The organism is Photobacterium jeanii (assembly GCF_001650345.1).
Lineage (GTDB): Bacteria > Pseudomonadota > Gammaproteobacteria > Enterobacterales > Vibrionaceae > Photobacterium > Photobacterium jeanii.
Genome location: NZ_LVHF01000030.1, coordinates 41,018 through 66,786 on the forward strand (window position 1 = coordinate 41,018; position 25,769 = coordinate 66,786).

Sequence of the window (25,769 nt, forward strand, 5' to 3'; positions counted from 1 at the left end):
CCCCAAATCAAGACTGCAAAGTATCGCTCAGGCGGTTTAGCTTACCGCGAACTGAGTTATCGATGACTAAGTCTCCAGCTCTAATCACGACCCCGGCAATCAGGGTCTCGTCTACACTGCAATTCAGTTTAACTTTGCGTGCTAAACGCTGCTCCAGCTTCTCGCTAATCGCAACAAGTTGACTGTCGTCCAGTGTTACCGCAGAGGTCACACTTGCTTCAATCACTTTCTCGTGTTCACTTTTCAGGAACATGAACTCATCACAGACTGCAGGAAGGGCTTTCAAGCGTCCATTTTCAGCCATCACTTTCAGTAAGTTCTGACCAAAGTCGTCAAGTTGCTCGCCACAAACAGAAACGAAGATTTCTGTTAGTTTGTCAGCAGCAAAACCGCTATCCAGAATATCCTGCATAGTCTCATTGTTCGCTACTTCGGCAGCAAAGGTGAGCATTTCAGCCCATTGGCTTAACTCACCTTTCTCAACCGCAAAATCAAAAGCTGCTTTAGCGTAGGGGCGTGCGATAGTAGTCAAATCCGACATGTGCTTGCCCCTTTAATTACAGTTCTGCTGTGACTTTGTTAAGAAGATCAGCGTGCGCATCTTTATCGATAGAACGCTCAATGATTTTCTCAGCACCAATCACGGCTAGAGTTGCAACTTGTTTACGTAGCTCATCACGAGCGCGATTACGTTCAGCTTCGATCTCAGCAAGACCTTGAGCTAGAATTTTATCGCGTTCTGCTTGAGCTTCCGCTTTCGCTTCATCAACGATTTGAGCTTTACGCTTATTAGCTTGCTCAACAATTTCAGTTGCAGTACGTTTTGCTTCTTTTAGTTGGTCAGAAGCATTTGCCTGCGCTAGGTTCAGGTCTTTAGCAGCGCGATCTGCCGCTGCTAAACCGTCAGCAATATTTTTCTGACGCTCTTCAATCGCTTTCATGATTGGTGGCCATACATATTTCATGCAGAACACCACGAAAAGGAAGAAAGCAATCGCCTGACCCAGCAAAGTTGCATTCATATTCACAACTGCATCTCCTTAAAAAGGGTTGCTACGGGTCCGTTCGTTTTATTAACCAGCTAGTTGGCCAACGAATGGGTTTGCGAATGTGAATAGTAGTGCGATTACGATACCGATCATTGGGATCGCATCAAGCAGACCTGCAATGATGAACATCTTAACTTGTAGCATTGGTGCCATTTCAGGTTGACGAGCAGCACCTTCAAGGAATTTACCACCTAGTAGTGCGAAGCCAATCGCTGTACCAAGTGCAGCAAGACCTACAATGATGCCCACGGCAATTGCAGAAAAGCTAAGTAAAGTTTCCATCACTATCTCCAGTTTATTGTTGTCGGCTAAAGTGCCAGTAAAAATTGAAAAAAATATTTAACAAATAATCGTTAATGATTGTCTTCATGTGCCTGAGACAGGTACACAATAGTCAACATCATAAACACGAATGCTTGAATCGTAATGACCAGGATGTGGAAAATTGCCCACGGTACTGAGCCTAGCCATTGAGCCCACCACGGCATCAATGCCGCGATTAGGATAAACACCACCTCACCAGCAAACATGTTACCGAACAGACGCATACCTAGTGAAATAGGCTTCGCTAGTAGCGATACCACTTCAAGAAGTAGGTTGAACGGAATCATAACTGGGTGATTGAACGGGTGAAGAGCCAGTTCTTTCGCAAAGCCGCCAAGACCTTTCACTTTGATGCTGTAGTAAATCATCAGAGCGAAAACGCCCAACGCCATTGCCATGGTGATGTTAACATCCGCACTCGGTACTACCTTAAGATAAGGAATACCTAACCAATGCTCTGCTGGGTACGGTAAGAAGTCAATTGGCACTAAGTCCATGACGTTCATTAGGAATATCCAGCAAAAGATTGTTAGTGCTAACGGAGCAATCAGCGGATTACGGCCGTGGAAGGTATCTTTAACGTTGTTATCAACGAATTCCACCAAAATTTCCACAAAACACTGTAATTTGCCTGGTACTCCTGATGTAGCCTTTTTCGCCACTGAACGGAAAACCCATAAGAAGGCTAAACCCGTTAAGACAGAGAAAAATAGGCTATCGATATGAACCGTCCAGAATCCACCATCACCCACTGCCAAGTTGGTTAAGTGGTGAGTAATGTATCCTGACGGCGTTAGCGCTTCACCTGGCGCAGCCATAACTCATCCTATTTGTTGTTGTTAATGAATAAAACCGGTCCGAAGATGTTAATCCCTAGAACCAGCAAATAGGCCAGTTTGAGGGGAACAAGTTCCACCTCTGTATACAGGTAAACCAACGAAAATAGGATGACTGTGATGAGAATTTTGAGTACTTCGCCCCCGTAAAAGGAAGCCATCACCAAGCGAGCTTTTGAAGCCCCACTAAAGAGAAAAGCACAACCCGCAAATACGGCGTTAGCAACCACAAAGATGCTACCCCCGATAAGTGCTGAGATCCCCCAGTCAACACTGACAGCAAACACTGCCATTATTGCCGTTGCTAAAACGACGCCAGTTTGTAACAACAACAGCCTTTTCGCCAATTGACGTCCCGGCTTGACTAGCGCCGATACCATGTATTCGTTCCTCGAGTCCATTCCACTGCACAAGTGTCGTGCTGGGAAAACTGCAAAAATTATACGGCTCATTAGATTGAAAGCAATCTAATTGCATCAAAAAAAAGTGTTAGATTTTACAACACAATAACCTGATCACGTCATTGTAAATATTGCAACATCTTATCCACGTTTAACCTCACACTTCCTGACCAAACATTGCAAGGATTTGCGTCAGTTTGTGGGGTTCATCGTAAGCGATCACTATCTTGCCTTTCCCGCTTTTTTGCTGATTGAGAGCAACATCGGCCCCCAAGTGCTCACTTAAGCGGCGTTCAAGGTCAATCAACTTAGGATCCGGCGTCTTTTCTGCCGGTGCTGGCGTCGGGCTCAATAGCTTTTTAACCAGCTTTTCAGTATCGCGAACTGTTAGTAATTTGTTAACAACCGTCTGCGCGGCTTCCAGCTGCATTTCCGCCTCGGTTAACGCCAATAGCGCACGGGCATGACCCATTTCCAGTTGGCGTTGCTCGACCATGGTTTTCACTGGCGTCGATAACTGATTAAGACGCAATAAATTCGACACGCTGGCACGGGATTTACCCACCGCATCCGCCACTTGCTGGTGGGTAAGTGAGAACTCACTTTGCAGCTGCTCCAGCGCTTGTGCTTCTTCAATCGCGTTTAAGTCTTCGCGTTGAATATTTTCAATCAATGCCATCGCAATGGCTGCGCGATCGTCAATTCCCTTGATAATACAAGGGACTTTCTGAAGCCCAGCTTGACGAGACGCCCGCCAGCGGCGTTCACCGGCAATGATTTCGTAACTCTCATGCCCCACTTGGCGTACCACAATCGGTTGGATCACGCCTTGGGCTTTAATCGACTCCGCCAACTCAGCCAGTGCTTCATCCGCCATCACCTTGCGTGGCTGATATTGACCCGGCTGTAATTGACTGAGGGGTAAATCTTTTAAAGTACCTTCCGCTGACAGCGACTGCGCGCGTTCAGCATCTTGCTTTTTCGTTTGTGCCGCAGAACTCGTTGCCAATAGCGCATCAAGCCCTTTACCAAGGCCGCGTTTATTCATATTCATGGGTAACCCTTATGCCTGCGAATTTGCTTATGCTTGCTCTCGCGCTAACTCATCACGACGAATAATTTCCCCCGCCAAGGCTAGGTAAGCTTTAGCGCCGCTGGAATACTTGTCGTAATACATCGCAGGACGACCATGACTTGGCGCTTCAGCGAGTCGCACATTACGTGGGATCACGGTGCGGTAAACTTTGTCGCCAAAATGCTTTTTCAGTTGCTGCGAGACTTCGTTAGCGAGACGGTTACGCGGGTCAAACATGGTACGCAGAAGGCCTTCGATTTTTAAATCGGCATTTACGACCGCTGTCAGCTTGCTGATGGTATCCATCAATGCGGTTAAGCCTTCGAGGGCAAAATACTCGCACTGCATCGGCACTAATACCGAATCTGCAGCAGTCATGGCATTGATTGTAAGAAGGTTGAGCGCGGGAGGGCAATCAATAAAGATGAAATCATAGTTATCACGAACTGCAGCCAACGCGTTGCGTAAGCGCACTTCACGAGCGAAAACTTCCATCAATTTAATTTCTGCAGCTGTGACGTCACCGTTCGCTGCAACCAAATGGTAGCCACCGGTTGTATCGGTAACTACCACTTGTTCAAATGGGGTTTCTTCGACCAAAAGATCATAAGCTGTGGCATCCACTTGATATTTATCGACACCGCTTGCCATGGTGGCATTACCTTGCGGATCTAAATCTATCAATAACACCTTACGCTGCGTCGCAGCCAGTGATGCTGCTAGGTTGACGCATGTAGTGGTTTTACCCACTCCGCCTTTCTGATTGGCGACAGCTATAACTCTTCCCACGAAAAAACCTCAAGCAATTAATCCTTTGCCGTCAAGATTACTAGATGACGCTCCCCTTCCAACTCAGGGACTTGCAAAGATTTGACCTTAGTCACAGAACACCACTCTGGTAGCTCTGCAACTTCCTGCTGATCGAACTGACCTTTCAGTGCCATAAAACAGCCGTTCTCAGCTGGCAGATGGCGACACCAAGACACCATGTCGGTCATTGAGGCAAAAGCGCGGCTCAAAACACCGTCAAAACCGGTTTCAGGTTGGAATTCTTCCACTCGGCTTTGCACTGGCGTGACATTGGTGATTTTCAGCTCAAACAGCACCTGACGAATAAAGCGAATACGCTTGCCTAGGCTATCTAGTAAGGTGAAGGCTTTATCAGGGTTCATGATGGCCAACGGAATACCCGGTAGACCAGGGCCAGTACCCACATCGATAAAATTTTCACCCGCAAGGTGTTCGCTGACCACGATACTATCCATGATATGTTTCACTATCATCTCATGAGGATCGCGGACCGACGTCAGATTATACGCTTTATTCCACTTGTGGAGCAGCTCTACATAACCGATCAGTTGATCCAGCTGCTGCTCGCTCACTTGTAATTCAGTTTGCGCGATTAATTGCGCTAAACGCTGTTTCACTATAACGCTCCTATTCGCCTTTCTTCAGTAAACCTTGTTTTTTCAGGTAAACCAGTAGCAATGAGATTGCCGCAGGGGTAATACCCGAAATACGCGATGCCATACCAATGGTTTCCGGCTTAGCGTCATTCAGTTTGGCGATCACTTCGTTCGACAACCCTTTCACCACACTGTAATCAAGATCAAACGGCAATTTGGTCTTCTCATGACGAAGGGATTTTTCAACTTCGTCTTTCTGACGCTCGATGTAGCCTTGGTATTTCACCTGAATCTCAACCTGCTCGCTCGCTTGAACATCAGGGTGAGCAGGGGCAAACGCTTCAAGTTCCGTTAATTGCTCGTAAGTCACTTCCGGACGACGCAGAAGATCTTCACCGCTTGCTTCACGGTTGATCGGCGTTTTAAGGATCGCGTTAACGCTATCAACGTGTTCAGATCCTGTGTGGATCCAAATATCTTTCAGACGTTGACGCTCTTGGGCGATGTTTTCCATTTTTTCGTTGAAACGTGCCCAACGCGCGTCGTCAACCAAGCCCAATTCACGACCCATTTCGGTCAGGCGAATATCAGCGTTGTCTTCACGTAGCAGCAGACGGTATTCGGCACGTGAAGTAAACATGCGGTACGGTTCTTTGGTACCCATGGTTGAAAGGTCGTCGATCAACACGCCCATGTAAGCTTGGTCGCGGCGTGGACTCCAGCCTTCTTTGTCTTGTGCTTGCAGCGCGGCGTTCATACCTGCCAGCAAACCTTGTGCAGCGGCTTCTTCATAACCAGTGGTACCGTTGATTTGGCCCGCAAAGAACAAACCGTCGATAAACTTGGTTTCAAATGTTTGTTTCAGATCGCGTGGGTCGAAGAAATCGTACTCAATCGCATAACCTGGACGCACAATCGCTGCATTCTCAAAACCTTTCATTGAGCGCACGATGTCCATTTGCACATCAAATGGCAAGCTGGTGGAGATCCCGTTCGGGTACAGCTCGTGCGTCGTTAGACCTTCAGGCTCAATAAAGATCTGGTGGCTATCTTTATCAGCAAAACGCATTACCTTGTCTTCAATCGACGGACAGTAACGCGGGCCGATCCCTTCAATCACCCCAGAGTACATCGGGCTACGATCCAAGTTGTTGCGGATCACATCGTGAGTGCGCTCATTGGTGTGGGTGATAAAACACGGGATCTGACGTGGATGATCCGATTGCTTGCCCATGAAAGAGAACAATGGGGTCGGATTATCGCCATGTTGTGCTTGAAGCTGGCTAAAATCGACGGTTCGCGCATCAATACGTGGCGGAGTACCGGTTTTTAGACGATCCACACGGAATGGAAGATCACGTAGTCGATTAGCAAGTGCAATCGACGGTGGATCGCCCGCGCGGCCGCCGCTGTAGTTTTCAAGACCGATGTGGATCTTACCGCCTAAGAAAGTACCGACTGTCAGTACAACGGTTTTCGCACGGAATTTAAGACCCATTTCAGTCACTGCACCAACAACACGTTGATTTTCAACGATAAGGTCGTCTACCGACTGTTGGAACAACATTAAATTTGGTTGGTTTTCAAGCGCTTCACGTACTGCGGCTTTGTACAAAGCACGATCCGCTTGGGCACGAGTTGCGCGTACTGCAGGGCCTTTCGACGAGTTCAAGGTACGGAATTGGATCCCGCCTTTGTCGATCGCACGTGCCATTAAACCGCCAAGGGCATCCACTTCCTTAACCAGGTGTCCTTTCCCGATCCCACCAATTGCTGGGTTACATGACATTTGGCCCAATGTATCGATGTTATGGGTTAGCAATAACGTTTTCTGACCCATTCGAGCTGCAGCTAGCGCGGCTTCAGTACCGGCATGACCACCACCAACAACGATGACATCAAAATTTTCCTGGTAAAACATGGAACTACCTCAGGTATTTAAATCGCCAGTGAATTAGCTTCAAGCAAAGGGGGTGTATTCTATCTTGTTTCGCTTGAAGAGAGAATCTTTCATCAAGATCATTTGATCATCCAAAGTATGGCTCTTAAATATATATAAAGATCTTTTAAAGAGATCTTCTGTTAGATCTACTATTAGGATCGCCTGATCGTGTGGATAAGTGATAAATGATCCTAATGATCATGTATTTAGAGAGGATCATTAATTGTGGAGTAGCATGGATCATCTTTAGGAGTAGCTGGGATCAAAATGGGGACTTATCAACAGGGGGAGTGCGGTGCATAACTTATTCAATGGATAACTATGGGTTGATCACCGTTTAGATCTATAGTTATCCACAGAATAAAGTTGAAAAAAACACGAATTTTGGGATGAAAATTGGCTACTTTTTCATCTTACAATTGGTTTTTCCACGTCATTAGCCAGTTTTCAGCAGGATCTTCAGGTACCGGATGTTGAGATACATCGATATCTAAACGCTCACCAACACGGATCGCGCCCAGTTGCGAGAGCTGCTGATCGAGTAGTTTGGCTGCGGCACAAAAGGTGTCATAGCTCGAATCGCCCAAGCCAACCATACCAAAGTGCAGCCCGCTAAGATCCGGTTGTTGAGCTTGCAGCTGCGCCATAAATGGCTTGATGTTATCGGGCAGTTCACCGGCACCGTGGGTTGAACAGACCACTAACCAGTGGCCATTGAGGGGAAGTTCGCTTAAATCGGCTTGGTTGATAACTTCGGTGCTGTGGCCATCGTCTTCGAGAAGCTCTGACAGGTGGTCAGCAACGTATTCTGCACCGCCTAAGGTGCTGCCTGTGATCAGGGTAATGTGGCTCATAAGGGACCTCTAGGTTCTTGTCTTGGTGTTGATTGTACGCGCCCGAGAGCAAGATTAAAGAGAAGAAATGTAGGGGTATTTGCCTTGGTTGGTGATGAAAGACCACGAGGGTTGCGGTGTTTGAATATTGTGTAGCGATAGCGCGGGTGAGCCTTACGCGTGAAGAGCAAGAAAGAGGGCGTGAGCGTTACTTTGCGGTGTGTTGGGGATAACTGTGGATAGTTAGCAAGAAAATGTATTGAGATGGGGAGCATCCCCAAGCACGGATCGTACTTGGGGTGATGATCGTCACAGTCGCGATAGCGACAGGATCCGATTATTTACCGATGCAGAATGAAGTGAAGATCCGACCTAAAAGATCGTCGGAGCTGAATTCGCCGGTAATTTCACTTAAGTGTTGCTGTGCGAGGCGAAGCTCTTCTGCCAAAATTTCACCAGCCATAAAGCCTTCAAGTTGGTCTTTACCGGTTTCAAGGTGGCTTGCGGCACGCTCTAGTGCTTCTAGGTGACGACGACGGGCCATAAAGCCGCCCTCAGTCGTACCTGAGAAGCCCATACACTCTTTGAGGTGCTCACGTAGGCTTTCAACGCCATCGCCTGTACGTGCTGATAGGCGGATGAGGGTTGGGTTGTTGACGTGGCAAATGCCAGCGTCTTCGCCTGTTAGCTCGACTTTATTGCGGATCACCGTCAGCCCCATGCTTGGTGGGAGACGTTCGATAAAGTCAGGCCAAATGTCAGCAGGATCGGTGGCATCTGTGGTGGTGCTGTCGACCATAAATAGCACCCGATCGGCTTGTTGGATTTCTTCCCACGCCCGTTCGATACCAATGCGCTCGACTTCGTCAGAGGCTTCACGTAGGCCGGCGGTGTCGATGATGTGCAGTGGCATGCCATCGATGTGGATATGCTCGCGAAGGACGTCACGGGTAGTACCGGCAATATCGGTCACGATAGCGCTGTCTTTACCAGAGAGAGCGTTGAGCAGGCTCGATTTACCCGCGTTCGGGCGACCAGCAATGACCACTTTCATCCCTTCACGGATAATGGCACCTTGATTGGCTTCGCGGCGTACTGCTTCAAGGCGATCAATGATGCCGTTAAGGTCGGTACTGACTTTGCCATCTGATAAGAAGTCGATTTCTTCTTCCGGGAAATCAATCGCGGCTTCAACGTAAATGCGCAGGTGAATAAGGGCTTCCACCAGCTCGTTTACACGGGTCGAAAACGCGCCTTGCAGCGATTTAAAAGCACTTTTTGCCGCTTCTTCTGAGCTGGCGTCGATCAAATCGGCAATGGCTTCGGCTTGGGCTAAATCAAGTTTGTCGTTCATGAAAGCGCGCTCAGAGAATTCCCCCGGGCGAGCGGCACGGATACCATCAATCTGCAAGATACGCTTGATCATCATATCCATCAGTACAGGACCGCCGTGGCCTTGGAGCTCTAACACATCTTCGCCAGTGAACGAGTTTGGTCCTTTAAAGAATAACGCGATGCCCTGATCCAGTGCGCTCCCGTCTTCATTTTTAAATGGCAAATATTCAGCGTAACGGGGTTTCAGTTCACGACCCGCAACCGCAAGAGCTACTTCAGTGGCTTTCGGGCCAGAAACGCGGATGATGCCGACGCCGCCACGGCCTGGTGGGGTTGCCTGCGCAACAATGGTATCAGTGTGTTCGATCATAACTTTGGCTTAATTCGTAAAATTCGCGCTAATTGTAAACAGAGTTGACCGGAAAACCTAGCCACCCATTCATCGCTTGGCATGGGAGGTGGTTGCGGTGAACCCTGACTTGGTTACAACTATAGGCTAAATGAGATAGAAAAAAGGCGACCCGAAGGTCGCCTTAGTCGAAGTAGGTTAGCAATTACTTGCTATGTAAGCCTTTCTTCTCAAGGGCACGGTAAATCAGTGTTTGCTGAATTAGCGTTACGATGTTCGATACTAGCCAGTATAGAACTAGACCTGATGGGAAGAACAGGAAGAAGAAAGTGAACATCACAGGCATGAAGGTCATGATCTTCTGTTGCATTGGATCGGTTACTGTCGTTGGGCTCATTTTTTGGATCATGAACATCGACGCACCCATCAGGATAGGCAAGATGAAGTAAGGGTCTTGCGCTGATAGGTCGTGGATCCAGCCAAAGAATGGCGCGTGACGTAGCTCAACCGACTCCATTAGTGCCCAGTACAGCGAAATGAAGATAGGCATTTGTAGCAAGATAGGTAGACAGCCACCCAGTGGGTTCACTTTTTCTTTCTTGTACAGTTCCATCATTTCTTGGCTCATGCGTTGACGGTCGTCGCCGAAACGTTCACGCATTGCTGTCAGCTTAGGCTGAAGCATACGCATTTTCGCCATTGAGGTGTACTGTGCTTTAGTTAGCGGGTACATCGCACCACGTACGATGAAGGTCAGTACCATGATAGCCAGACCCCAGTTCACCACGATACCTTGGATGAAAGACAGTAGGGTATGAAGTGGGCTTGCGATGAACCACAACCAACCGTAGTCGACAGTTAGGTTAAGGTTTTTCGCTGTCGCTTCCATTTGGTCTTGAAGCTTAGGACCTACCCATAGGGTAGATGTTAGTGTTTGCTCACTACCTGGTGCTACCGTTTCTGCTGGTAGGCGAACACCGATGTAACCTTGACCGTTGCTTGCGCGGGTGTACAGGTTCGATGCTTGATCAGCACGAGGGATCCACGCTGATACGAAGTAGTGTTGTAGCATTGCAGCCCAACCTTGATTCGTTGTCAGGTTAAGGTTCTTTTCCTGCATGTCATCAAAGCTGTATTTTTTGTAGTTGGTTTCGTCAGTTGAGTACGCACCACCACGGTAAGTTGGCATGGTTAGGCTACCACCGTCGTCCATCAGGTTTTGGCGAAGTTGTGCGTACATTTGTACGTTCGCCGCTTTGTCTGATTGGTTATCGACTGTGTATTGAACGTCGATAGCGTAGCTGCCGCGTTTCACTACGAAAGTCTTGGTGTAGTTGATGCCGTCTTTGCTGTACGTCATTGGAACGCGTAGTTCGTCTTGACCGTCAGCAAGAGTGAATTCTGTACCTTCAACTTGAAGTTGTGCACGACCGTCAGTCGAGTCGATACCGTTAGCACCAATCAGGCCTGATTGCGCGATGTAACGGTGACCTTCGTCGTTTTTAAGCAGTACGAATGGGTCTTCTGAATCTAGTTCGTTATCGTAAGCCAGTAGTTTAGCTTCGATTACGTCACCACCAAGCGTATCTACTGTTAGAGCCAGTACGTCTGTGTTGATAGTGATGAGGTTATTGGACGTGCTTTGGTCAGTAACTGGTTGGCCATCTGCCGAATGTGAAGGCACATCACCACTGTTGTTAACTTGCTGCGCTACTCCCTGTCCTTGTACTTGCGGGTTGTTGTCCATATTCCACTGTTGGAACAGTAGGAAAGAGACAAACAGTAGGGCTATTAACAGAATATTGCGTTGGGCATCCATCGTTAATTATCTCTGTCGTTATGCTTGGTGGGCGGAACGGGGTCGAAACCTCCGTTGTTCAAAGGATGACATCTTAATAGACGTTTCGCTGCTAACCAACAACCTTTTATCGATCCATGTGTTTTTACTGCTTCAATAGCGTATTGCGAACAAGTAGGGGTGAAACGACAACGAGGCCCGATTAACGGACTGATAGCGAGTTGGTAAAAGCGGACTAGTCCAATGACTAGCCACGCGAAGGGCGAGACAGGCGATGCCATAATTTATCTAACAGTTTAAAGAGCTCTTCGTTGCTCAGCTCTTGGGCACTCTTCTTGGCGATAACGACAAAATCTTTCGCAGGTAAGTCTGCTTGCTTAAGACGAAAACTTTCACGTACGAGACGTTTGAAGTGGTTGCGACCCACTGCTGTTTTGATCTGTTTTTTCGGCACTGCAAGACCAAGGCGAGGGTGGTTTAGGTCGTTAGGTCGGGCAAGAATAGTTAAGTGAGGAGAGCCAGCGCGGTGAGCTTGCTGGAAGACATTTTTATAATCTTCGGGAGTTAACAGACGTAACTCCCGAGAAAAGCCTAGCTTATTCAAAATAATCAGAGATTATTTAGAAAGGCGCTTACGGCCTTTAGCACGACGTGCATTGATAGTTGCGCGACCGTTCTTAGTAGCCATGCGAGCACGGAAGCCGTGAGTACGCTTGCGCTTTAGAACTGAAGGTTGAAAAGTGCGTTTCATGGTTTTACCTTAAAATTAACTGATCAGTTTTTAAGTTTGTTATTTAGTTTCGGATGATATTTCATCCGCGACCTCTAACAAAGAGGCGGAATTGTAATCACTGACTCTTAAAGAGTCAATCATTAACCCATCTATACAGACGGGCGCTGAATTATACGTTTTACAGCTCAGAGTGCAAGGATCCTTTGTTGATCCCCACTTGGCGTAAGAACTTTTGTAGTCGCTGATCCTGTGGATGGTTGAAGATCTGATCCGGTGTGCCTTGCTCAACGAAGCGACCATCGGCCATAAAGATCACCCGATCGGCGACTTCGCGTGCAAATTGCATTTCATGGGTCACCACTAGCATGGTTTGATGGCGCTGTGCCAGCGTTTTCATTAAACCTAGCACCTCTCCGACCCATTCCGGATCCAAGGCTGACGTCGGTTCATCAAATAACAGTAGCTCGGCATCTTGCGCCATCGCGCGCCCGATCCCAACCCGTTGTTGCTGTCCGCCAGATAGTGCCGCGGGATAAGACTCAGCTTTATCACCCAAGCCAATATCATCGAGAATTTGTTGCGCTTTGCGATAGGCGTCCTCTTTGGTCCAGCCTTTGACGGTGATCAGCCCCTCCGCAATATTTTGTTTGGCTGTCATGTGCGCAAACAGGGCATAGTTCTGGAATACAAAGCCGGTTTTACGGCGTAGAGCCAAAATATCAGCCTTATTGGCTTTGGCACTGTCGACGTTGACGTCATCAATGGTGATTTGCCCTTGTTCGGCTTGCTCTAAGAAATTGATGCAGCGTAATAAGGTGGACTTGCCGGTGCCGGATGGGCCGATGATCACCACGATTTCACCTTTATTAATGGTCAGATCGAGATCGGCAAATACCGTGCTGTCACCAAAGCGCTTGGTTAATTGAGAGAATGTCATCATCGTATGTACGCCTTATTGAGTTTGCGCTCTGCTACGTGTTGTAAGCGAGTCAGTACTACCACCATCAGCCAGTAAATCAGGGCGACGGCTAAGAAAGCCTCAAAGAATTTAAAGCTGGAAGAGGCCTCCATTTGCGCCCGTGCCATGATTTCAGCGACCCCTAAGGTAAAGGCAAGTGAGGTCGATTTGATCATGTCGATGAAGTAGTTCATCAGCGATGGCAGAGCGATACGGGTGGCTTGTGGCAAGATCACTCGGCGCATGGTTTGCCATTCGGTCATCCCGATCGCCAAGCTCGCCTCACGTTGGCTGCGATCGATGCCTAAAATTGCGGCACGGATACTTTCGGCTTTATAAGCGGCAAAGTGGAGGCTTAAACCGATCACTGCGGCGGTAAAGGCATCAAGGCCGATAAACAGTGGGAAGATTTGCGGTAAACCGTAATAAAGCAGGAATAGCTGGACCAGAAGCGGCGTACCACGGAAAAAACTAATGTAGAGCTGGGCGAGCTGATCCAATACCGGTAAGCGGTAGACTCGGATCATCGCGATAGCGATGGCAATGACCAAAGCGAACAGTAAGCCCCAAAGTGCCATAGCAAGGGTAATGCCAAGGTAGCCTAGTAATATAGGCACTAGCGAGAGCATGTAGTCAAAATCAAAACCCATAAAACGTGTTCCGTAATGTGTGCTGTGTGGTTGTATGTCAGTGCATCAGTGCATAGTGGTGACGCAGGTTGATTGTGTTTGTTGTTAGTTGAGTTGGTGCTTAAAAGGGGTAAAACTCACCCGAGGGTGAGTTTTAAGTGTATTGGCTATGACGAAAAGTGACGCGGAAAGGTGATTATTGGGTGATATCGGTATCAAACCACTTCACTGAAATCTCTGCGAGCGTGCCGTCTTGGCGCATTGCCGCCAACGCTTTGTTCACTTCATCGCGCAGTGCTTCGCCTTTAGCGTTATTAACAAACGGCCATGCGTTTTCAATGCGTTCAAATGGTTTACCTGCAAGTTGTAATGGCAGGTTGGCTTTTTTGATCAGCTCCACTGACGACAAACGGTCCATCACAAAGGCATCGGTACGGCCAAGAGCGACATCGTGCTCGATACCAGCATCGTAGGTTTTGATGGTGATATTGGCGGCGTTATCCAATCCACGTAGTAGCTGTTCGTAGTTAGACCCTAAGTTAACACCAACGGTTTTACCGTTTAGGTCTTGGGTATCCTTAATGCTGGTATTGCCTTTACGCACCACCAGCTGCGCGCCATCAATCACATAAGGTGCCGAAAACAGGTATTTGGCTTTACGCGCGTCGGTGATAGTGATTTGGTTCGAAATGGTATCGATACGACCCGTTTCCAAAAGCCCAAATAAGCCCGAGAAGTTAGCGGTTACAAACTCCACTTGGTAGTCATTGCGCTTGGCAATTTCATTCCACAGGTCGACTTCAAAGCCTTGCAGCTTATCTTGTTTGACAAAAGTAAACGGAAAATAACGACCAGACATGCCCACTTTGACGTCCGTGGCAGCCTGAACCGCTTGGCTGGTGCCTAAGGCAAGTACAAGGGCAGTTAATGTGGTTTTCATCCAGTGTTTCATTCTGTCTACTCCTAGCAAGACATCAAAAAGTGCTGAATCATCCTACTTGTTTATAACTCTGTTAATTAAATAACGATGAGTTATTTAAAATAACGATGAGTTATTTAAAATAACGATGAGTTATTTAAAATAACTTTTAGTAAGGTTAGCCGGATCTTGGCCTTTGTTGATATTTTTGTGGGTAATCGGGGGGGAATTTGTGCTGATCTGGGGTTCCATTGTGCGATCTATGTGAATAAGTCTGATCTTATTCACTGGATCTGCGATCTCTTTGCTGGCGATCCTGCGCCAGCAAGTATAAAATTGATTCCCTTTTTGTGTTTTGTTATTCAGTGTGGAGTCGAACTTGTCATCTTCGCTATGGTTGCAGTGCCTTCAACGCTTTCAGGAAGAACTCCCTGCGACAGAATTCAGCATGTGGATCCGCCCTCTACAAGCTGAGCTAAACGATAATACGCTGACTTTGTTTGCGCCTAACCGCTTTGTGCTGGATTGGGTCAGAGATCGGTACCTTAATCACATCAACCGCATGCTGAATGAATTTTGCGGTAACGATGTGCCTGCTCTGCGCTTTGAAGTGGGCAGCCGTCCTGTGTCTGCGCCACCGCCACCACCGAAGCCGGTGGCAACTCCACCGCCAGTAGCCAATGTGAACTTAGGTATGGCACCGCCTGTGCTGGAAGACGATCTTCCAAGCCCGCAGTGGGAGCCGGCACCGTCACCGGTGCAACCTGAGACGCAAGTCGGGTTCCGCTCTAACGTCAATCCGAAACACAACTTCAACAACTTCGTTGAAGGTAAGTCGAACCAATTGGGTTTGGCGGCTTGCCGTCAGGTTGCAGACAACCCGGGCGCAGCGTATAACCCACTGTTTTTATACGGTGGTACTGGTTTAGGTAAAACTCACTTATTGCATGCGGTAGGCAATGCCATCGCTGATCGTAAACCCAATGCCAAAGTGGTTTACATGCATTCCGAGCGTTTCGTGCAAGATATGGTGAAAGCCTTGCAGAACAATGCCATCGAAGAATTTAAACGTTACTACCGTAGCGTCGATGCCTTGTTGATCGATGACATTCAATTCTTTGCTAACAAAGAGCGCTCGCAAGAAGAGTTTTTCCATACCTTTAATGCCCTGTTGGAAGGCAACCAACAGATCATCCTAACCTCGGATCGTTACCCGCGTGAGATCAGCGGAGTTGAAGATCGCCTGAAGTCACGCTTTGGTTGGGGCTTAACGGTCGCGATCGAGCCGCCTGAGCTGGAAACTCGCGTGGCGATCTTGATGAAAAAAGCCGAGCACAACAATATTCGCTTGGCAGATGAAGTGGCGTTTTTTATCGCTAAACGTCTGCGCTCGAATGTGCGTGAGTTGGAAGGGGCATTGAACCGTGTGATTGCCAACGCCAACTTTACGGGCCGTGCTATCACCATTGATTTCGTGCGTGAAGCGCTACGTGACTTACTGGCATTGCAAGAGAAGCTGGTAACGATAGATAATATCCAGAAGACTGTCGCCGAATACTATAAAATAAAGATGGCTGATATGCTGTCTAAGCGTCGTTCGCGCTCGGTTGCGCGTCCACGTCAAATGGCGATGGCGTTATCGAAAGAGCTTACCAACCACAGCTTGCCTGAAATTGGCGATGCGTTTGGTGGCCGTGACCATACCACGGTGCTGCACGCCTGCCGTAAAATCGAACAGCTGCGTGAAGAAAGCCACGATATCAAAGAAGATTACTCAAACCTAATTAGAACATTGTCGTCTTAATATGAAATTTTCCGTTGAACGCGAACATTTATTAAAGCCGCTGCAGCAGGTATCTGGTGCTTTGGGCGGTCGTCCTTCGTTACCGATCTTGGGTAACCTGTTACTGCAAGTTGCCGAAGGGTACCTGTCAGTAACCGGCACCGATCTTGAAGTGGAATTGGTGGCGAAATTGGCGTTAGACGGTGAATACGACGAAGGGTCTATCACAGTACCGGCGCGTAAGTTCCTTGATATCTGTCGAGGACTGCCTGATAGCTCTACTATCAAGATTGCTCTTGAAGGCGACCGTGTCATCATTCGTTGTGGTCGTAGCCGCTACTCGCTATCGACGCTACCTGCGAATGACTTCCCGAACATCGACGATTGGCAAAGCGAAGTGGAATTTACTTTGCTGCAAGGCCAAATGCGTCAGCTAATTGATAGCACCCAATTTTCCATGGCGCACCAAGATGTGCGTTACTACCTCAACGGGATGCTATTTGAGACCAACGAACAACACCTGCGTTCGGTGGCGACCGATGGTCACCGTATGGCTGTGTGCGCGCTGGATATCGAACAGTCGCTACCAAGCAAACAAATTATCGTACCGCGTAAAGGGGTATTGGAATTAGTGCGTTTGCTTGATACGCCGGATGCCCAAGTGGCGATCCAAATCGGTAATGCCAATATTCGCGCTACGGTAAACAACTTTGTGTTTACCTCTAAGTTGGTTGATGGTCGTTTCCCTGATTACCGTCGTGTAATGCCACAAAACACCACCAAAACGTTGGAAGCGAGCTGTGATGAACTGCGTAAGGCTTTCTCTCGTGCGGCGATTTTGTCGAACGAGAAATTCCGTGGTGTACGTGTGAATTTCAGCGGTAGCGAAATGCGCATTACCGCCAATAACCCTGAGCAAGAAGAAGCCGAAGAGTTTCTTGATGTAAGCTACGAGGGTGACGATCTTGAGATTGGCTTTAACGTGAGCTATGTACTGGATGTGTTGAACACGTTGAAGTGTGAGCGGATCCGTATGTCGATGAGCGATGCGAACGCCAGTGCCTTGATCGAAGACTGCGCAACCGACGAAGCCATGTACGTGGTTATGCCAATCCGACTATAAGGCATGGCACTTACCCGTTTAATCATAAAAGACTTTAGGAATGTTGAAGCTTGCGATTTAACCTTATCGCCAAGCTTCAATTTTCTTATTGGTGCCAATGGCAGCGGAAAGACCAGTGTATTGGAGGCGGTGCACTATTTAGGGCACGGTCGCTCGTTTCGCAGCCATTTAACCAGTAGAGTGATCCGTCATGAGCAAAATGAGTTGTTCATTCATGGTCGGATCCAGCCCGACAGTCGAGCTGAATTGCCAGTTGGTTTAAATAAGAAGCGCGACGGGACTACCGAAGTTAAAATCGGTGGTGAAACCGGGCAAAAGATGGCGCAGTTGGCGCAAATCCTACCGTTACAGTTGATCACCCCTGAAGGGTTTGAGCTGTTGATTGGTGGTCCTAAATTTCGCCGCTCGTTTATCGATTGGGGCGTGTTTTATGTTGAGCCGCGTTTTTATCAAGCGTGGAGTCGAGTAAAGCGCCTTACCAAGCAACGCAATGCGCTGCTAAAAACCGCCCAGAGCTACCGTGAACTCAGTTATTGGGATCAAGAGTTAGCCCAACTGGCAGAAAACATCAGCCAATGGCGCGATGAGTATCTGCAGGCGGTAAAACAAAAAGCCAATGAAATCTGCCAAGGCTTTTTGCCTGAATTTGATATCCAGTTGGGGTACTACCGCGGCTGGGAAAAAGAAACCCCGTATGCCGAGTTGCTAAAGCGCAATTTTGAGCGCGATTGCCAACTCGGTTATACCGCAAGTGGCCCCCACAAGGCTGACTTGCGAATAAAAGTGGCTGGAACGCCGGTTGAGGATGTGTTGTCCCGTGGTCAGCTTAAGTTGATGATGTGTGCGCTACGTTTGGCACAAGGGATCCATTTAACAGAAGTAACCGGCAAACAGTGTATTTACCTAATTGATGATTTTGCTTCCGAGCTGGATAGCCATCGGCGTGCGCTGTTAGCGCAACGGTTAAAGGAAACCAACGCCCAGGTGTTCATCAGTGCCATCAGTGACGATCACGTGGCTGATCTCCAAGATGAAAATGGCAAGCTGTTTCATGTGGAACACGGTAAAATAACCGCAGGATAATTTAAGCGAGAGTAACTCAATGTCCAACAATTACGATTCATCAAGCATTAAGGTGCTTAAGGGCCTAGATGCGGTACGTAAGCGCCCAGGGATGTACATTGGCGATACCGATGACGGTACTGGCCTGCACCATATGGTTTTTGAGGTTGTCGATAACTCTATCGATGAAGCTCTTGCTGGCCATTGTGAAGACATCATTGTCACCATTCATGAAGACGGTTCGGTATCGGTAAGCGATGACGGCCGTGGTATTCCGACTGAAATTCACCCTGAAGAAGGGGTATCTGCTGCTGAAGTTATCATGACGGTACTTCACGCCGGTGGTAAGTTCGATGACAACTCGTACAAAGTATCGGGTGGTCTGCACGGGGTAGGTGTGTCGGTAGTAAACGCCCTGTCTGAAAAAGTGGAACTGACTATTCACCGCGCAGGCGATATCCACCAACAAACATACAGTCACGGTGAGCCTCTTGCGCCACTGAGCGTGATTGGTGATGCAGGTGAGCGTACTGGTACTCGTATTCGTTTCTGGCCAAGTGCGGAAACTTTCTCTACCACTGAATTCCAATACGAAATTTTAGCGAAGCGTCTGCGTGAGCTTTCGTTCCTAAACTCAGGCGTATCAATCAAATTGATCGATGAGCGTGAAGACGGCAAACAAGACCACTTCATGTACGAAGGTGGTATTCAAGCATTCGTTGAGCACTTGAACCGTAACAAGACGCCGATCCACCCGAAAGTTTTCCACTTCAATTTTGAGCGTGAAGACGGTATCTCTGTCGAAGTTGCAATGCAGTGGAACGATGGCTTCCAAGAAAATATCTACTGTTTTACTAACAACATTCCACAGCGCGACGGTGGTAGCCACCTTGCGGGCTTCCGTGGTGCACTAACGCGTACTTTGAATAACTTCATGGATAAAGAAGGTTATTCGAAGAAAGCCAAGACTGCGACCTCTGGTGATGATGCGCGTGAAGGTCTAACGGCTGTGGTATCGGTGAAAGTGCCGGATCCAAAATTCTCTAGCCAGACCAAAGACAAGCTAGTATCAAGCGAAGTGAAACCAGCCGTTGAATCATCAATGGGTGAGAAGCTAAGTGAATTCCTACTAGAAAACCCGAACGATGCGAAGACGGTTTGTACCAAGATCATCGATGCGTCTCGTGCGCGTGAAGCGGCGCGTAAAGCGCGTGAGATGACCCGCCGTAAAGGTGCGTTGGATCTAGCCGGTCTTCCGGGCAAACTTGCAGACTGTCAGGAAAAAGATCCTGCATTGTCTGAACTTTACATTGTGGAGGGTGACTCTGCGGGTGGTTCCGCTAAGCAGGGTCGTAACCGTAAGAACCAAGCGATTTTGCCACTGAAAGGTAAAATCCTTAACGTAGAAAAAGCACGTTTCGATAAGATGCTATCTTCGCAAGAAGTGGCAACCCTGATTACGGCGATGGGTTGTGGTATCGGTCGTGACGAATACAACCCGGATAAACTGCGTTACCACAGCATCATCATCATGACCGATGCCGACGTCGATGGTTCGCACATCCGTACGCTACTGTTGACCTTCTTCTACCGTCAAATGCCTGAGTTGATCGAGCGTGGTCACATCTACATTGCTCAGCCACCGCTTTACAAAGTGAAGAAAGGTAAGCAAGAGCAATACATCAAAGATGATGAAGACATGAACCAATACCAAGTGTCTTTGGCATTGGATAACGCGGCGCTATTTGCGACCGAAGGTGCACCTGCGATGACAGGTCTAGCACTGGAAAACTTAGTGAAGCAGTACAACGCGGGTATGAAGCTGGTGGATCGCATGAGCCGTCGCTACCCACGCATTTTGCTGAACGAGTTGGTTTACCAACCGCGTCTAACTACAGACATGCTAGCGACAGAAGCTTCGGTTGAAGCTTGGGTTGCTCCTGTAGTGGAAGCGTTGAATGCTAAGCAAGCTGGCGAGAGTCACTTTACTCAAGCTGTGGTACGTGACGAAGAGAACAATGTGTTCCTACCGAAAGTCGTGGTACGTACCCATGGTGTTGATCACGAATACCCACTGAGCTTCGATCTACTGAACTCGAAAGAGTACGCGAAGCTAGCTGAGTTGGCCGAAGCCTTGAATGGTCTACTGGAAGAGTCTGCTTACGTGCAACGTGGTGAGCGTAAACAACCTGTTGCGTCGTTTGAAGAAGCACTTAACTGGCTGATCAAAGAGTCGCGTCGTGGTCTATCACTACAGCGCTACAAAGGTCTGGGTGAGATGAACCCAGAGCAGCTTTGGGAAACAACGATGGATCCTGAATCACGTCGCATGATGCAAGTGACTATCAGCGATGCGGTTGCTGCCGATGAGCTGTTCACGACGCTAATGGGTGATCAGGTTGAGCCTCGTCGTCACTTCATCGAAGAAAATGCCCTAAACGCTAACCTAGATGTGTAGTTTTTTATAAATACACGATTCGGTCTAAAAAACGTCGCCAAGAGCGACGTTTTTTTTGCTTTTTATTCAGGTTGTTAGGAGGGGGATGTGACTTTTGAAAATTTTTTCGCTTCAGCCCTTGGAAAAAACAGCGTTAAGCCTTATATCTATTTATGAAGAGCAAGACGCCAAATACTGGGTCGAGCGCGAGGTTTGTCCTACAGAGGAAAACCACTTCATACACAGATTAACTTATATTGCTTCTTAGAAGGATAGTATTATGCGCAACGTAGATTTCACCCCTCTTTACCGCTCTGCAATTGGTTTTGACCGTCTGTTTAACCAAATGGAAAAGAACTTTAGCAGCAATAACAATGCCGGTTACCCTCCATACAACATCGAGCAGCAAGACGAAAATCACTACCGCATTACGATGGCAGTGGCAGGCTTTGCTGAAGAGCAACTGGATATTACCCAACAGCAAAATATCTTAATTGTGCGTGGTACCCGTGAAGAGAGTGCCCCTGAGCGTGAATACCTATATCAAGGTATCGCAGAGCGCGATTTTGAACGTAAATTCCAATTGGCTGACTACGTAAAAGTTGTAGGCGCACAAATGGAAAATGGCTTACTGCACGTAGAACTGGAGCGTGAAATTCCAGAAGAACAAAAGCCACGTAAAATCGCCATTAACGGTCAACGCTTGCTAGAAAGTGAGTAACCGATCGTTAAGATAGGGCTCGGAAAGAGTAGTGAAAGGTCAGCGTAAGCTGGCCTTTTTTAATGCCTGAATTTTGTGTGTGGGCGTCGTGGGGTGATACTTAACTCTGTTATTCATCAAAGCGCGTCTATCGATGTGAGAAAGGTGAAACCATGTTTCACGTGAAGCACAGATTTGCTGATGGCTGATATTACGCTGGCTAAACGTTAACAAGCAGCGCAAGGCTGCTTGTTAAGTATTAAGGTTTTATCAGTGATGGTAAAACCAAGTGACGAAATGGTTTACGGCTTAGATGAACAGTTTAGATGAGCGACTTAGATGAAATCGGCGAGTAGTTAGCCGTGGGCATAGGCGTTCGCAACTTCTTCCGCAATCACCGCAATGCCTTTTTTCATGTCTTCATCACTTTGTACATAGTTCATTCGTAAGCACTCATGGCCGTGTTGCCAGTCATGATCCAACCCGATAAAGAAGTATTCTCCCGGCACAATCAACACCCCACGAGCTTTCAAACGACGGTACAACTCCATGGTGGTGATCGGTAAATCCTTAAACCATAGCCATAAGAACATCGCCCCTTCGGGTTTATGAATTCGAAAACGCGGGTCGGGGATAGCCCGTTGTAACAGCTCGACGGCTTGCTGAGATTTACGAAGATAAAAAGGCTTGATCACTTGTTCACTCAAGGTGAGTAAATCTTGTTGCTCAATCATTTTGTGGGCAATGGCTGGACCAACACTGCCGGGTGCCAAGCTCAATACACCATTCATGTTTGCCAGTGCGGTGGTGATTTCTTCGCTGGCAATGACAATCCCACAGCGTAAACCCGGTAATCCCAGTTTCGATAAGCTCATGCACAAGATGGTGTTGTCATTCCAGAACGGGGTCACCTCGGCAAAGATAATATCGGGGAATGGCATCCCGTAGGCGTTATCGATGATCAGTGGGATATTGTGTTGGCGTGCCAGTGCATCGAGATGTTGGGTTTCCTCATCGGTAAGCACATTGCCGGTGGGGTTGGTTGGTCGTGAGGCACAAATGGCACCGATGCTGTCGTCGACCACCAGGTGGTCAAAATCAACGTGGTATTTGAACTGACCGTTGTCGAGTAGGGTGATTTCTGGTTTGTAGGAGATAAACATCTCGTCACTCAATCCAGCGTCACCATAACCAATGTACTCTGGTGCAAGCGGTAAGAGGATTTTTTTATGTTGCCCTTCGAACTGACCTGCCAGCAAGTTGAACAGATTGAAGAACGCGCTTTGACTGCCGTTGGTGAGGCTAATATTGCTAGGTTTGATATCCCAGCCATAGGTTGTCTTTAACAATGCGGCAAGGGCGTTGATAAAAGTATTCTTGCCTTGTGGACCATCGTAGTTGGTCATGGCGGCAGTGAGTTCACCACTGGCTGCCATCGCTTGGGTGAGTTGATTGAAGTACTCTACCATCTCTGGGATTTGTGCTGGGTTACCACCGCCCAGCATCACTGCATCGGGATTACGTAATCCATCGTTTAGATCTTCCATTAATTGGGTGATACCCGAATAACGGCCAAACTTATCTCCGAACTTTGAAAACTCCATCTTTACTTCCGACCTCAGCCTATCTTTGATTTTATCGTTATTACATAGCTGTATAACTTATGCTCAGCTGTCAACATACCTGATCCAATCCCGAAGGAAAAGTGACTTTTAACGATTGAATAACAAGTTCAAGCACGACACCGCTGCGTACCTTATAAGTGTAGAGGGTGAAGCTCAGTAATGGTTTTTCGAGAGGAGGGATAAGTGTATTGGTTGTGTAGCGAAGCGAGGAAATATCACCCTGAGCGCGTTTCATGTGAAACACTGTATTGTGAGTAGGTTATAGGATGAATGATGGTGGTAAGCGTGCCAAGGAATAACAAAAAGCCCAGCGCGAGGCTGGGCTTTGGTTTTATGATTTGCTTAACGCGTGCTGCGCTTATTTCTGAAGTAGAGAGATATCCGCTACTTTGAAGAACGCATTACGTAGTTGGCTTAGCATGGTTAGACGGTTCACTTTAAGTTGCTCGTCGTCAGCCATTACCATTACGTTATCGAAGAATGCATCAACGGCGTCGCGTAGGGTCGCTAGCTCAGACAGTGCTTGCTGGTAATCACCGGCAGCAAATACTGGTGCTAGTTTTTCAAGCGTGGCAGCAATATCAGCAGCCAGTGCCTTCTCTGCATCTTCAACCAATAGGTTGTTATCAACGTTTGCTGCTAGCTCACCGTCGAATTTCGCTAGGATGTTACCTACACGCTTGTTCGCTGCTGCTAGTGATTCAGCTGCGTCTAGAGAGCGGAAGTGCGTTACCGCTTTCACACGCTTATCGAAATCAGCAGGTTGCGTTGGGCGTAGCGCTAGTACCGCTTGGATCACATCAACGCTGTGGCCTTCGTCTTGGTACCATGCACGGAAACGACCCAGCATGAAGTCGATAACTTCTTCAGCTACGTTGTTGTTAGTTAGCTTGCTGGTGCCTTCGGCATCAACGAATAGCGATTGTGCTTTAGCGATCAGGTCTACTAGGTCTAGGTTGTAACCTTTTTCTACGATGATACGTAGCACACCCAGTGCTGCACGGCGAAGTGCGAATGGGTCAGAACCTTTAGGTGCTTGGCCGATACCGAAGATACCTACTAGGGTATCTAGCTTATCTGCCATCGCAACCGCAGCAGAAACACCAGTGCTTGGTAGTTCGTCACCTGCGAAACGAGGCATATATTGCTCGTTCAGTGCTAGGGCAACTTCTTCTGCTTCACCGTCGTGACGTGCGTAGTGCATGCCCATAACACCTTGGGTATCGGTAAATTCGAATACCATAGAGGTCATAAGGTCACATTTTGCTAGCAAGCCTGCGCGCTTAGCATTGGTAACGTCAGCATCGATTTTCTCTGCGATGTAACCAGCTAGCTCGGTAATACGGTCAGTCTTGTCTTTGATCGTACCCAGTTGCTTTTGGAAGATCGCCGTTTCTAGCTCAGGTAGGCGATCAATCAACGGACGTTTACGGTCGGTGTTGAAGAAGAACTCTGCATCAGCTAGGCGAGGGCGTACAACCTTCTCGTTACCTTCGATAATTTGGCGAGGGTCTTTCGAGATGATGTTCGATACGAAGATGAACTTAGGTACTAGGTTGCCTTCAGCATCGTACACTGGGAAGTACTTTTGATCGCCTTTCATGGTGTAAACCAGCGCTTCAGACGGTACGTTCAGGAAGTCTTCTTCGAAAGAAGCTGTCAGTACTACCGGCCATTCAACCAGTGATGTTACTTCTTCAACTAGCTCGTCTTCTAGATCGGCTTTACCGCCAACGGCTTCAGCCGCTTTCTGTGCGTCAGCAAGAATGATGGCTTTACGAGCTTCGTAATCCGCCATGACTTTACCGCGCTCTTCTAGAATCGCAGGGTATTGCTCTGCGTTATCGATAGTGAATTCAGCTTCGCCCATGAAACGGTGACCGCGGATAGTGCGCGCCGATTCAACGCCTAGGATAGTGCCTGGGATCAGTTTGTCGCCAAGCAGCATAGTTAGGGTTTTAACAGGACGAATGAATTGGGTTTCTTTATCGCCCCAACGCATTGGCTTAGGAATAGGAAGCTTCGCAAGTGCGTTCGCCGCCATGCCGCAAAGAAGTGCGTCAGCCGCTTGGCCTTTTACTTCTTGTTTGAACAGTAGCCATTCGCCTTTATCTGTTTTTAGGCGATCCGCTTGCTCAACGGTGATGCCGTTACCACGAGCCCAGCCTTGTGCGGCTTTGGTTGCGTTACCGTCAGCATCGAATGCCACAGAAACTGCAGGGCCACGCTTTTCAACCACTTTGTCTGGTTGATTCTCAGCAAGACCTGCCACTTTAAGGGCAAGACGACGTGGTGCTGCATACCACTTCACACCTTGGTGAGGTAGGTCTGCTGCTTTTAGCTCAGCTTCGAAGTTTGCTGCAAATGCTTCTGCTAGGGTACGCAGGGCTTTTGGTGGTAGCTCTTCAGTACCAAGCTCAATTAGGAAATTGTGTTCAGCCATGCTTTACCC

General features: G+C 48.0%; 25 protein-coding genes. 5 read left to right on the top strand and 20 right to left on the bottom strand.

What is annotated here, in order from left to right; genetic code table 11:
- Positions 1 to 7 precede the first annotated feature (7 nt).
- The 18 genes from atpH to A3K86_RS17305 all read right to left on the bottom strand — a co-directional run bounded on the left by atpH (position 8) and on the right by A3K86_RS17305 (position 14,620).
- The gene (atpH, locus tag A3K86_RS17225) at positions 8 to 541 is read right to left on the bottom strand and encodes a F0F1 ATP synthase subunit delta (protein WP_068334119.1); all 534 of its coding nucleotides are present in this window, start codon (positions 539 to 541) and stop codon (positions 8 to 10) included.
- 16 nt (positions 542 to 557) lie between these two features.
- Complete coding sequence (gene atpF / locus A3K86_RS17230; protein WP_068334121.1) at positions 558 to 1,028, bottom strand: F0F1 ATP synthase subunit B; 471 nt, start codon at positions 1,026 to 1,028, stop codon at positions 558 to 560.
- 45 nt (positions 1,029 to 1,073) lie between these two features.
- Entirely contained in the window at positions 1,074 to 1,331 is a 258-nt protein-coding gene (atpE, locus tag A3K86_RS17235; protein ID WP_068334124.1) for a F0F1 ATP synthase subunit C, read from the bottom strand.
- 71 nt (positions 1,332 to 1,402) lie between these two features.
- A complete protein-coding gene (atpB, locus tag A3K86_RS17240) occupies positions 1,403 to 2,191 on the bottom strand; it encodes a F0F1 ATP synthase subunit A (protein ID WP_068334126.1) in 789 nt (262 codons plus the stop codon).
- A gap of 8 nt (positions 2,192 to 2,199) precedes the next feature.
- A complete protein-coding gene (locus A3K86_RS17245) occupies positions 2,200 to 2,589 on the bottom strand; it encodes a F0F1 ATP synthase subunit I (protein ID WP_068334129.1) in 390 nt (129 codons plus the stop codon).
- Positions 2,590 to 2,767: 178 nt separating this feature from the next.
- Positions 2,768 to 3,658, bottom strand: coding sequence for a ParB/RepB/Spo0J family partition protein (locus tag A3K86_RS17250; RefSeq protein WP_068334246.1), 891 nt, complete (start codon positions 3,656 to 3,658; stop codon positions 2,768 to 2,770).
- A gap of 33 nt (positions 3,659 to 3,691) precedes the next feature.
- Entirely contained in the window at positions 3,692 to 4,474 is a 783-nt protein-coding gene (locus A3K86_RS17255; protein WP_068334131.1) for a ParA family protein, read from the bottom strand.
- Between the two features lie 17 nt (positions 4,475 to 4,491).
- On the bottom strand, positions 4,492 to 5,112 hold the full coding sequence (gene rsmG / locus A3K86_RS17260; protein WP_068334139.1) for a 16S rRNA (guanine(527)-N(7))-methyltransferase RsmG: 621 nt from the start codon (positions 5,110 to 5,112) through the stop codon (positions 4,492 to 4,494).
- 10 nt (positions 5,113 to 5,122) lie between these two features.
- A complete protein-coding gene (mnmG, locus tag A3K86_RS17265; RefSeq protein WP_068334141.1) occupies positions 5,123 to 7,012 on the bottom strand; it encodes a tRNA uridine-5-carboxymethylaminomethyl(34) synthesis enzyme MnmG in 1,890 nt (629 codons plus the stop codon).
- A 434-nt stretch (positions 7,013 to 7,446) separates the two neighbouring features.
- Positions 7,447 to 7,887, bottom strand: coding sequence for an FMN-binding protein MioC (gene mioC / locus A3K86_RS17270; protein ID WP_068334143.1), 441 nt, complete (start codon positions 7,885 to 7,887; stop codon positions 7,447 to 7,449).
- A gap of 316 nt (positions 7,888 to 8,203) precedes the next feature.
- Positions 8,204 to 9,571, bottom strand: coding sequence for a tRNA uridine-5-carboxymethylaminomethyl(34) synthesis GTPase MnmE (gene mnmE, locus A3K86_RS17275; RefSeq protein ID WP_068334146.1), 1,368 nt, complete (start codon positions 9,569 to 9,571; stop codon positions 8,204 to 8,206).
- A 184-nt stretch (positions 9,572 to 9,755) separates the two neighbouring features.
- On the bottom strand, positions 9,756 to 11,369 hold the full coding sequence (gene yidC / locus A3K86_RS17280) for a membrane protein insertase YidC (protein ID WP_068334148.1): 1,614 nt from the start codon (positions 11,367 to 11,369) through the stop codon (positions 9,756 to 9,758).
- Between the two features lie 2 nt (positions 11,370 to 11,371).
- Positions 11,372 to 11,629 (bottom strand): membrane protein insertion efficiency factor YidD, encoded by a 258-nt coding sequence (gene yidD / locus A3K86_RS22535; protein ID WP_084406668.1) that lies wholly within the window; start codon positions 11,627 to 11,629, stop codon positions 11,372 to 11,374.
- Complete coding sequence (gene rnpA / locus A3K86_RS17285) at positions 11,596 to 11,961, bottom strand: ribonuclease P protein component (RefSeq protein ID WP_415860042.1); 366 nt, start codon at positions 11,959 to 11,961, stop codon at positions 11,596 to 11,598. Before rnpA ends, yidD begins: the two co-directional genes overlap by 34 nt.
- Before the next feature lie 3 nt (positions 11,962 to 11,964).
- The gene (gene rpmH, locus A3K86_RS17290) at positions 11,965 to 12,099 is read right to left on the bottom strand and encodes a 50S ribosomal protein L34 (protein ID WP_004411068.1); all 135 of its coding nucleotides are present in this window, start codon (positions 12,097 to 12,099) and stop codon (positions 11,965 to 11,967) included.
- 160 nt (positions 12,100 to 12,259) lie between these two features.
- Positions 12,260 to 13,021 (bottom strand): amino acid ABC transporter ATP-binding protein, encoded by a 762-nt coding sequence (locus A3K86_RS17295; protein ID WP_068334153.1) that lies wholly within the window; start codon positions 13,019 to 13,021, stop codon positions 12,260 to 12,262.
- Positions 13,018 to 13,689: an amino acid ABC transporter permease gene (locus tag A3K86_RS17300; protein WP_068334155.1), complete on the bottom strand. Its 672-nt coding sequence runs from the start codon at positions 13,687 to 13,689 to the stop codon at positions 13,018 to 13,020. The genes A3K86_RS17295 and A3K86_RS17300 overlap by 4 nt, the downstream gene beginning before the upstream one ends.
- Before the next feature lie 175 nt (positions 13,690 to 13,864).
- The gene (locus A3K86_RS17305; protein ID WP_068334157.1) at positions 13,865 to 14,620 is read right to left on the bottom strand and encodes an amino acid ABC transporter substrate-binding protein; all 756 of its coding nucleotides are present in this window, start codon (positions 14,618 to 14,620) and stop codon (positions 13,865 to 13,867) included.
- Between the two features lie 346 nt (positions 14,621 to 14,966).
- Here A3K86_RS17305 and dnaA point away from each other — a divergent pair, with 346 nt between their 5' ends.
- The 5 genes from dnaA (at position 14,967) to ibpA (ending at position 21,713) form a co-directional block, all read left to right on the top strand.
- Entirely contained in the window at positions 14,967 to 16,391 is a 1,425-nt protein-coding gene (gene dnaA / locus A3K86_RS17310; RefSeq protein WP_068334159.1) for a chromosomal replication initiator protein DnaA, read from the top strand.
- A 1-nt stretch (position 16,392) separates the two neighbouring features.
- A complete protein-coding gene (dnaN, locus tag A3K86_RS17315; RefSeq protein WP_068334167.1) occupies positions 16,393 to 17,493 on the top strand; it encodes a DNA polymerase III subunit beta in 1,101 nt (366 codons plus the stop codon).
- A gap of 3 nt (positions 17,494 to 17,496) precedes the next feature.
- Positions 17,497 to 18,576, top strand: a complete 1,080-nt coding sequence (gene recF / locus A3K86_RS17320; protein ID WP_068334169.1) for a DNA replication/repair protein RecF — start codon at positions 17,497 to 17,499, stop codon at positions 18,574 to 18,576.
- Positions 18,577 to 18,595: 19 nt separating this feature from the next.
- A complete protein-coding gene (gene gyrB, locus A3K86_RS17325) occupies positions 18,596 to 21,013 on the top strand; it encodes a DNA topoisomerase (ATP-hydrolyzing) subunit B (protein WP_068334171.1) in 2,418 nt (805 codons plus the stop codon).
- A 259-nt stretch (positions 21,014 to 21,272) separates the two neighbouring features.
- The gene (ibpA, locus tag A3K86_RS17330) at positions 21,273 to 21,713 is read left to right on the top strand and encodes a small heat shock chaperone IbpA (protein ID WP_068334175.1); all 441 of its coding nucleotides are present in this window, start codon (positions 21,273 to 21,275) and stop codon (positions 21,711 to 21,713) included.
- A gap of 335 nt (positions 21,714 to 22,048) precedes the next feature.
- On the opposite strand, the gene A3K86_RS17335 is transcribed toward ibpA, so the two are convergent.
- Both A3K86_RS17335 and glyS read right to left on the bottom strand, forming a co-directional pair.
- The gene (locus tag A3K86_RS17335; protein WP_068334181.1) at positions 22,049 to 23,296 is read right to left on the bottom strand and encodes a valine--pyruvate transaminase; all 1,248 of its coding nucleotides are present in this window, start codon (positions 23,294 to 23,296) and stop codon (positions 22,049 to 22,051) included.
- A gap of 379 nt (positions 23,297 to 23,675) precedes the next feature.
- Positions 23,676 to 25,760 carry a glycine--tRNA ligase subunit beta gene (gene glyS, locus A3K86_RS17340; protein ID WP_068334183.1) on the bottom strand — a complete coding sequence of 695 codons (2,085 nt, stop codon included), beginning with the start codon at positions 25,758 to 25,760 and terminating at the stop codon, positions 23,676 to 23,678.
- Between the last annotated feature and the right edge of the window lie 9 nt (positions 25,761 to 25,769).

What these genes read in the sequence shown, in the direction of transcription:
- atpE (WP_068334124.1), bottom strand. Translation starts at nt 1,331, where the DNA reads ATGGAAACTTTACTTAGCTTTTCTGCAATTGCCGTGGGCATCATTGTA.
- mnmE (WP_068334146.1), bottom strand. Translation starts at nt 9,571, where the DNA reads ATGATCGAACACACTGATACCATTGTTGCGCAGGCAACCCCACCAGGC.
- mnmG (WP_068334141.1), bottom strand. Translation starts at nt 7,012, where the DNA reads ATGTTTTACCAGGAAAATTTTGATGTCATCGTTGTTGGTGGTGGTCAT.
- atpH (WP_068334119.1), bottom strand. Translation starts at nt 541, where the DNA reads ATGTCGGATTTGACTACTATCGCACGCCCCTACGCTAAAGCAGCTTTT.
- glyS (WP_068334183.1), bottom strand. Translation starts at nt 25,760, where the DNA reads ATGGCTGAACACAATTTCCTAATTGAGCTTGGTACTGAAGAGCTACCA.
- A3K86_RS17250 (WP_068334246.1), bottom strand. Translation starts at nt 3,658, where the DNA reads ATGAATAAACGCGGCCTTGGTAAAGGGCTTGATGCGCTATTGGCAACG.
- ibpA (WP_068334175.1), top strand. Translation starts at nt 21,273, where the DNA reads ATGCGCAACGTAGATTTCACCCCTCTTTACCGCTCTGCAATTGGTTTT.
- A3K86_RS17300 (WP_068334155.1), bottom strand. Translation starts at nt 13,689, where the DNA reads ATGGGTTTTGATTTTGACTACATGCTCTCGCTAGTGCCTATATTACTA.
- A3K86_RS17305 (WP_068334157.1), bottom strand. Translation starts at nt 14,620, where the DNA reads ATGAAACACTGGATGAAAACCACATTAACTGCCCTTGTACTTGCCTTA.
- dnaN (WP_068334167.1), top strand. Translation starts at nt 16,393, where the DNA reads ATGAAATTTTCCGTTGAACGCGAACATTTATTAAAGCCGCTGCAGCAG.
- yidC (WP_068334148.1), bottom strand. Translation starts at nt 11,369, where the DNA reads ATGGATGCCCAACGCAATATTCTGTTAATAGCCCTACTGTTTGTCTCT.
- recF (WP_068334169.1), top strand. Translation starts at nt 17,497, where the DNA reads ATGGCACTTACCCGTTTAATCATAAAAGACTTTAGGAATGTTGAAGCT.
- gyrB (WP_068334171.1), top strand. Translation starts at nt 18,596, where the DNA reads ATGTCCAACAATTACGATTCATCAAGCATTAAGGTGCTTAAGGGCCTA.
- yidD (WP_084406668.1), bottom strand. Translation starts at nt 11,629, where the DNA reads ATGGCATCGCCTGTCTCGCCCTTCGCGTGGCTAGTCATTGGACTAGTC.
- A3K86_RS17295 (WP_068334153.1), bottom strand. Translation starts at nt 13,021, where the DNA reads ATGATGACATTCTCTCAATTAACCAAGCGCTTTGGTGACAGCACGGTA.
- A3K86_RS17335 (WP_068334181.1), bottom strand. Translation starts at nt 23,296, where the DNA reads ATGGAGTTTTCAAAGTTCGGAGATAAGTTTGGCCGTTATTCGGGTATC.
- atpB (WP_068334126.1), bottom strand. Translation starts at nt 2,191, where the DNA reads ATGGCTGCGCCAGGTGAAGCGCTAACGCCGTCAGGATACATTACTCAC.
- mioC (WP_068334143.1), bottom strand. Translation starts at nt 7,887, where the DNA reads ATGAGCCACATTACCCTGATCACAGGCAGCACCTTAGGCGGTGCAGAA.
- A3K86_RS17245 (WP_068334129.1), bottom strand. Translation starts at nt 2,589, where the DNA reads ATGGTATCGGCGCTAGTCAAGCCGGGACGTCAATTGGCGAAAAGGCTG.
- rpmH (WP_004411068.1), bottom strand. Translation starts at nt 12,099, where the DNA reads ATGAAACGCACTTTTCAACCTTCAGTTCTAAAGCGCAAGCGTACTCAC.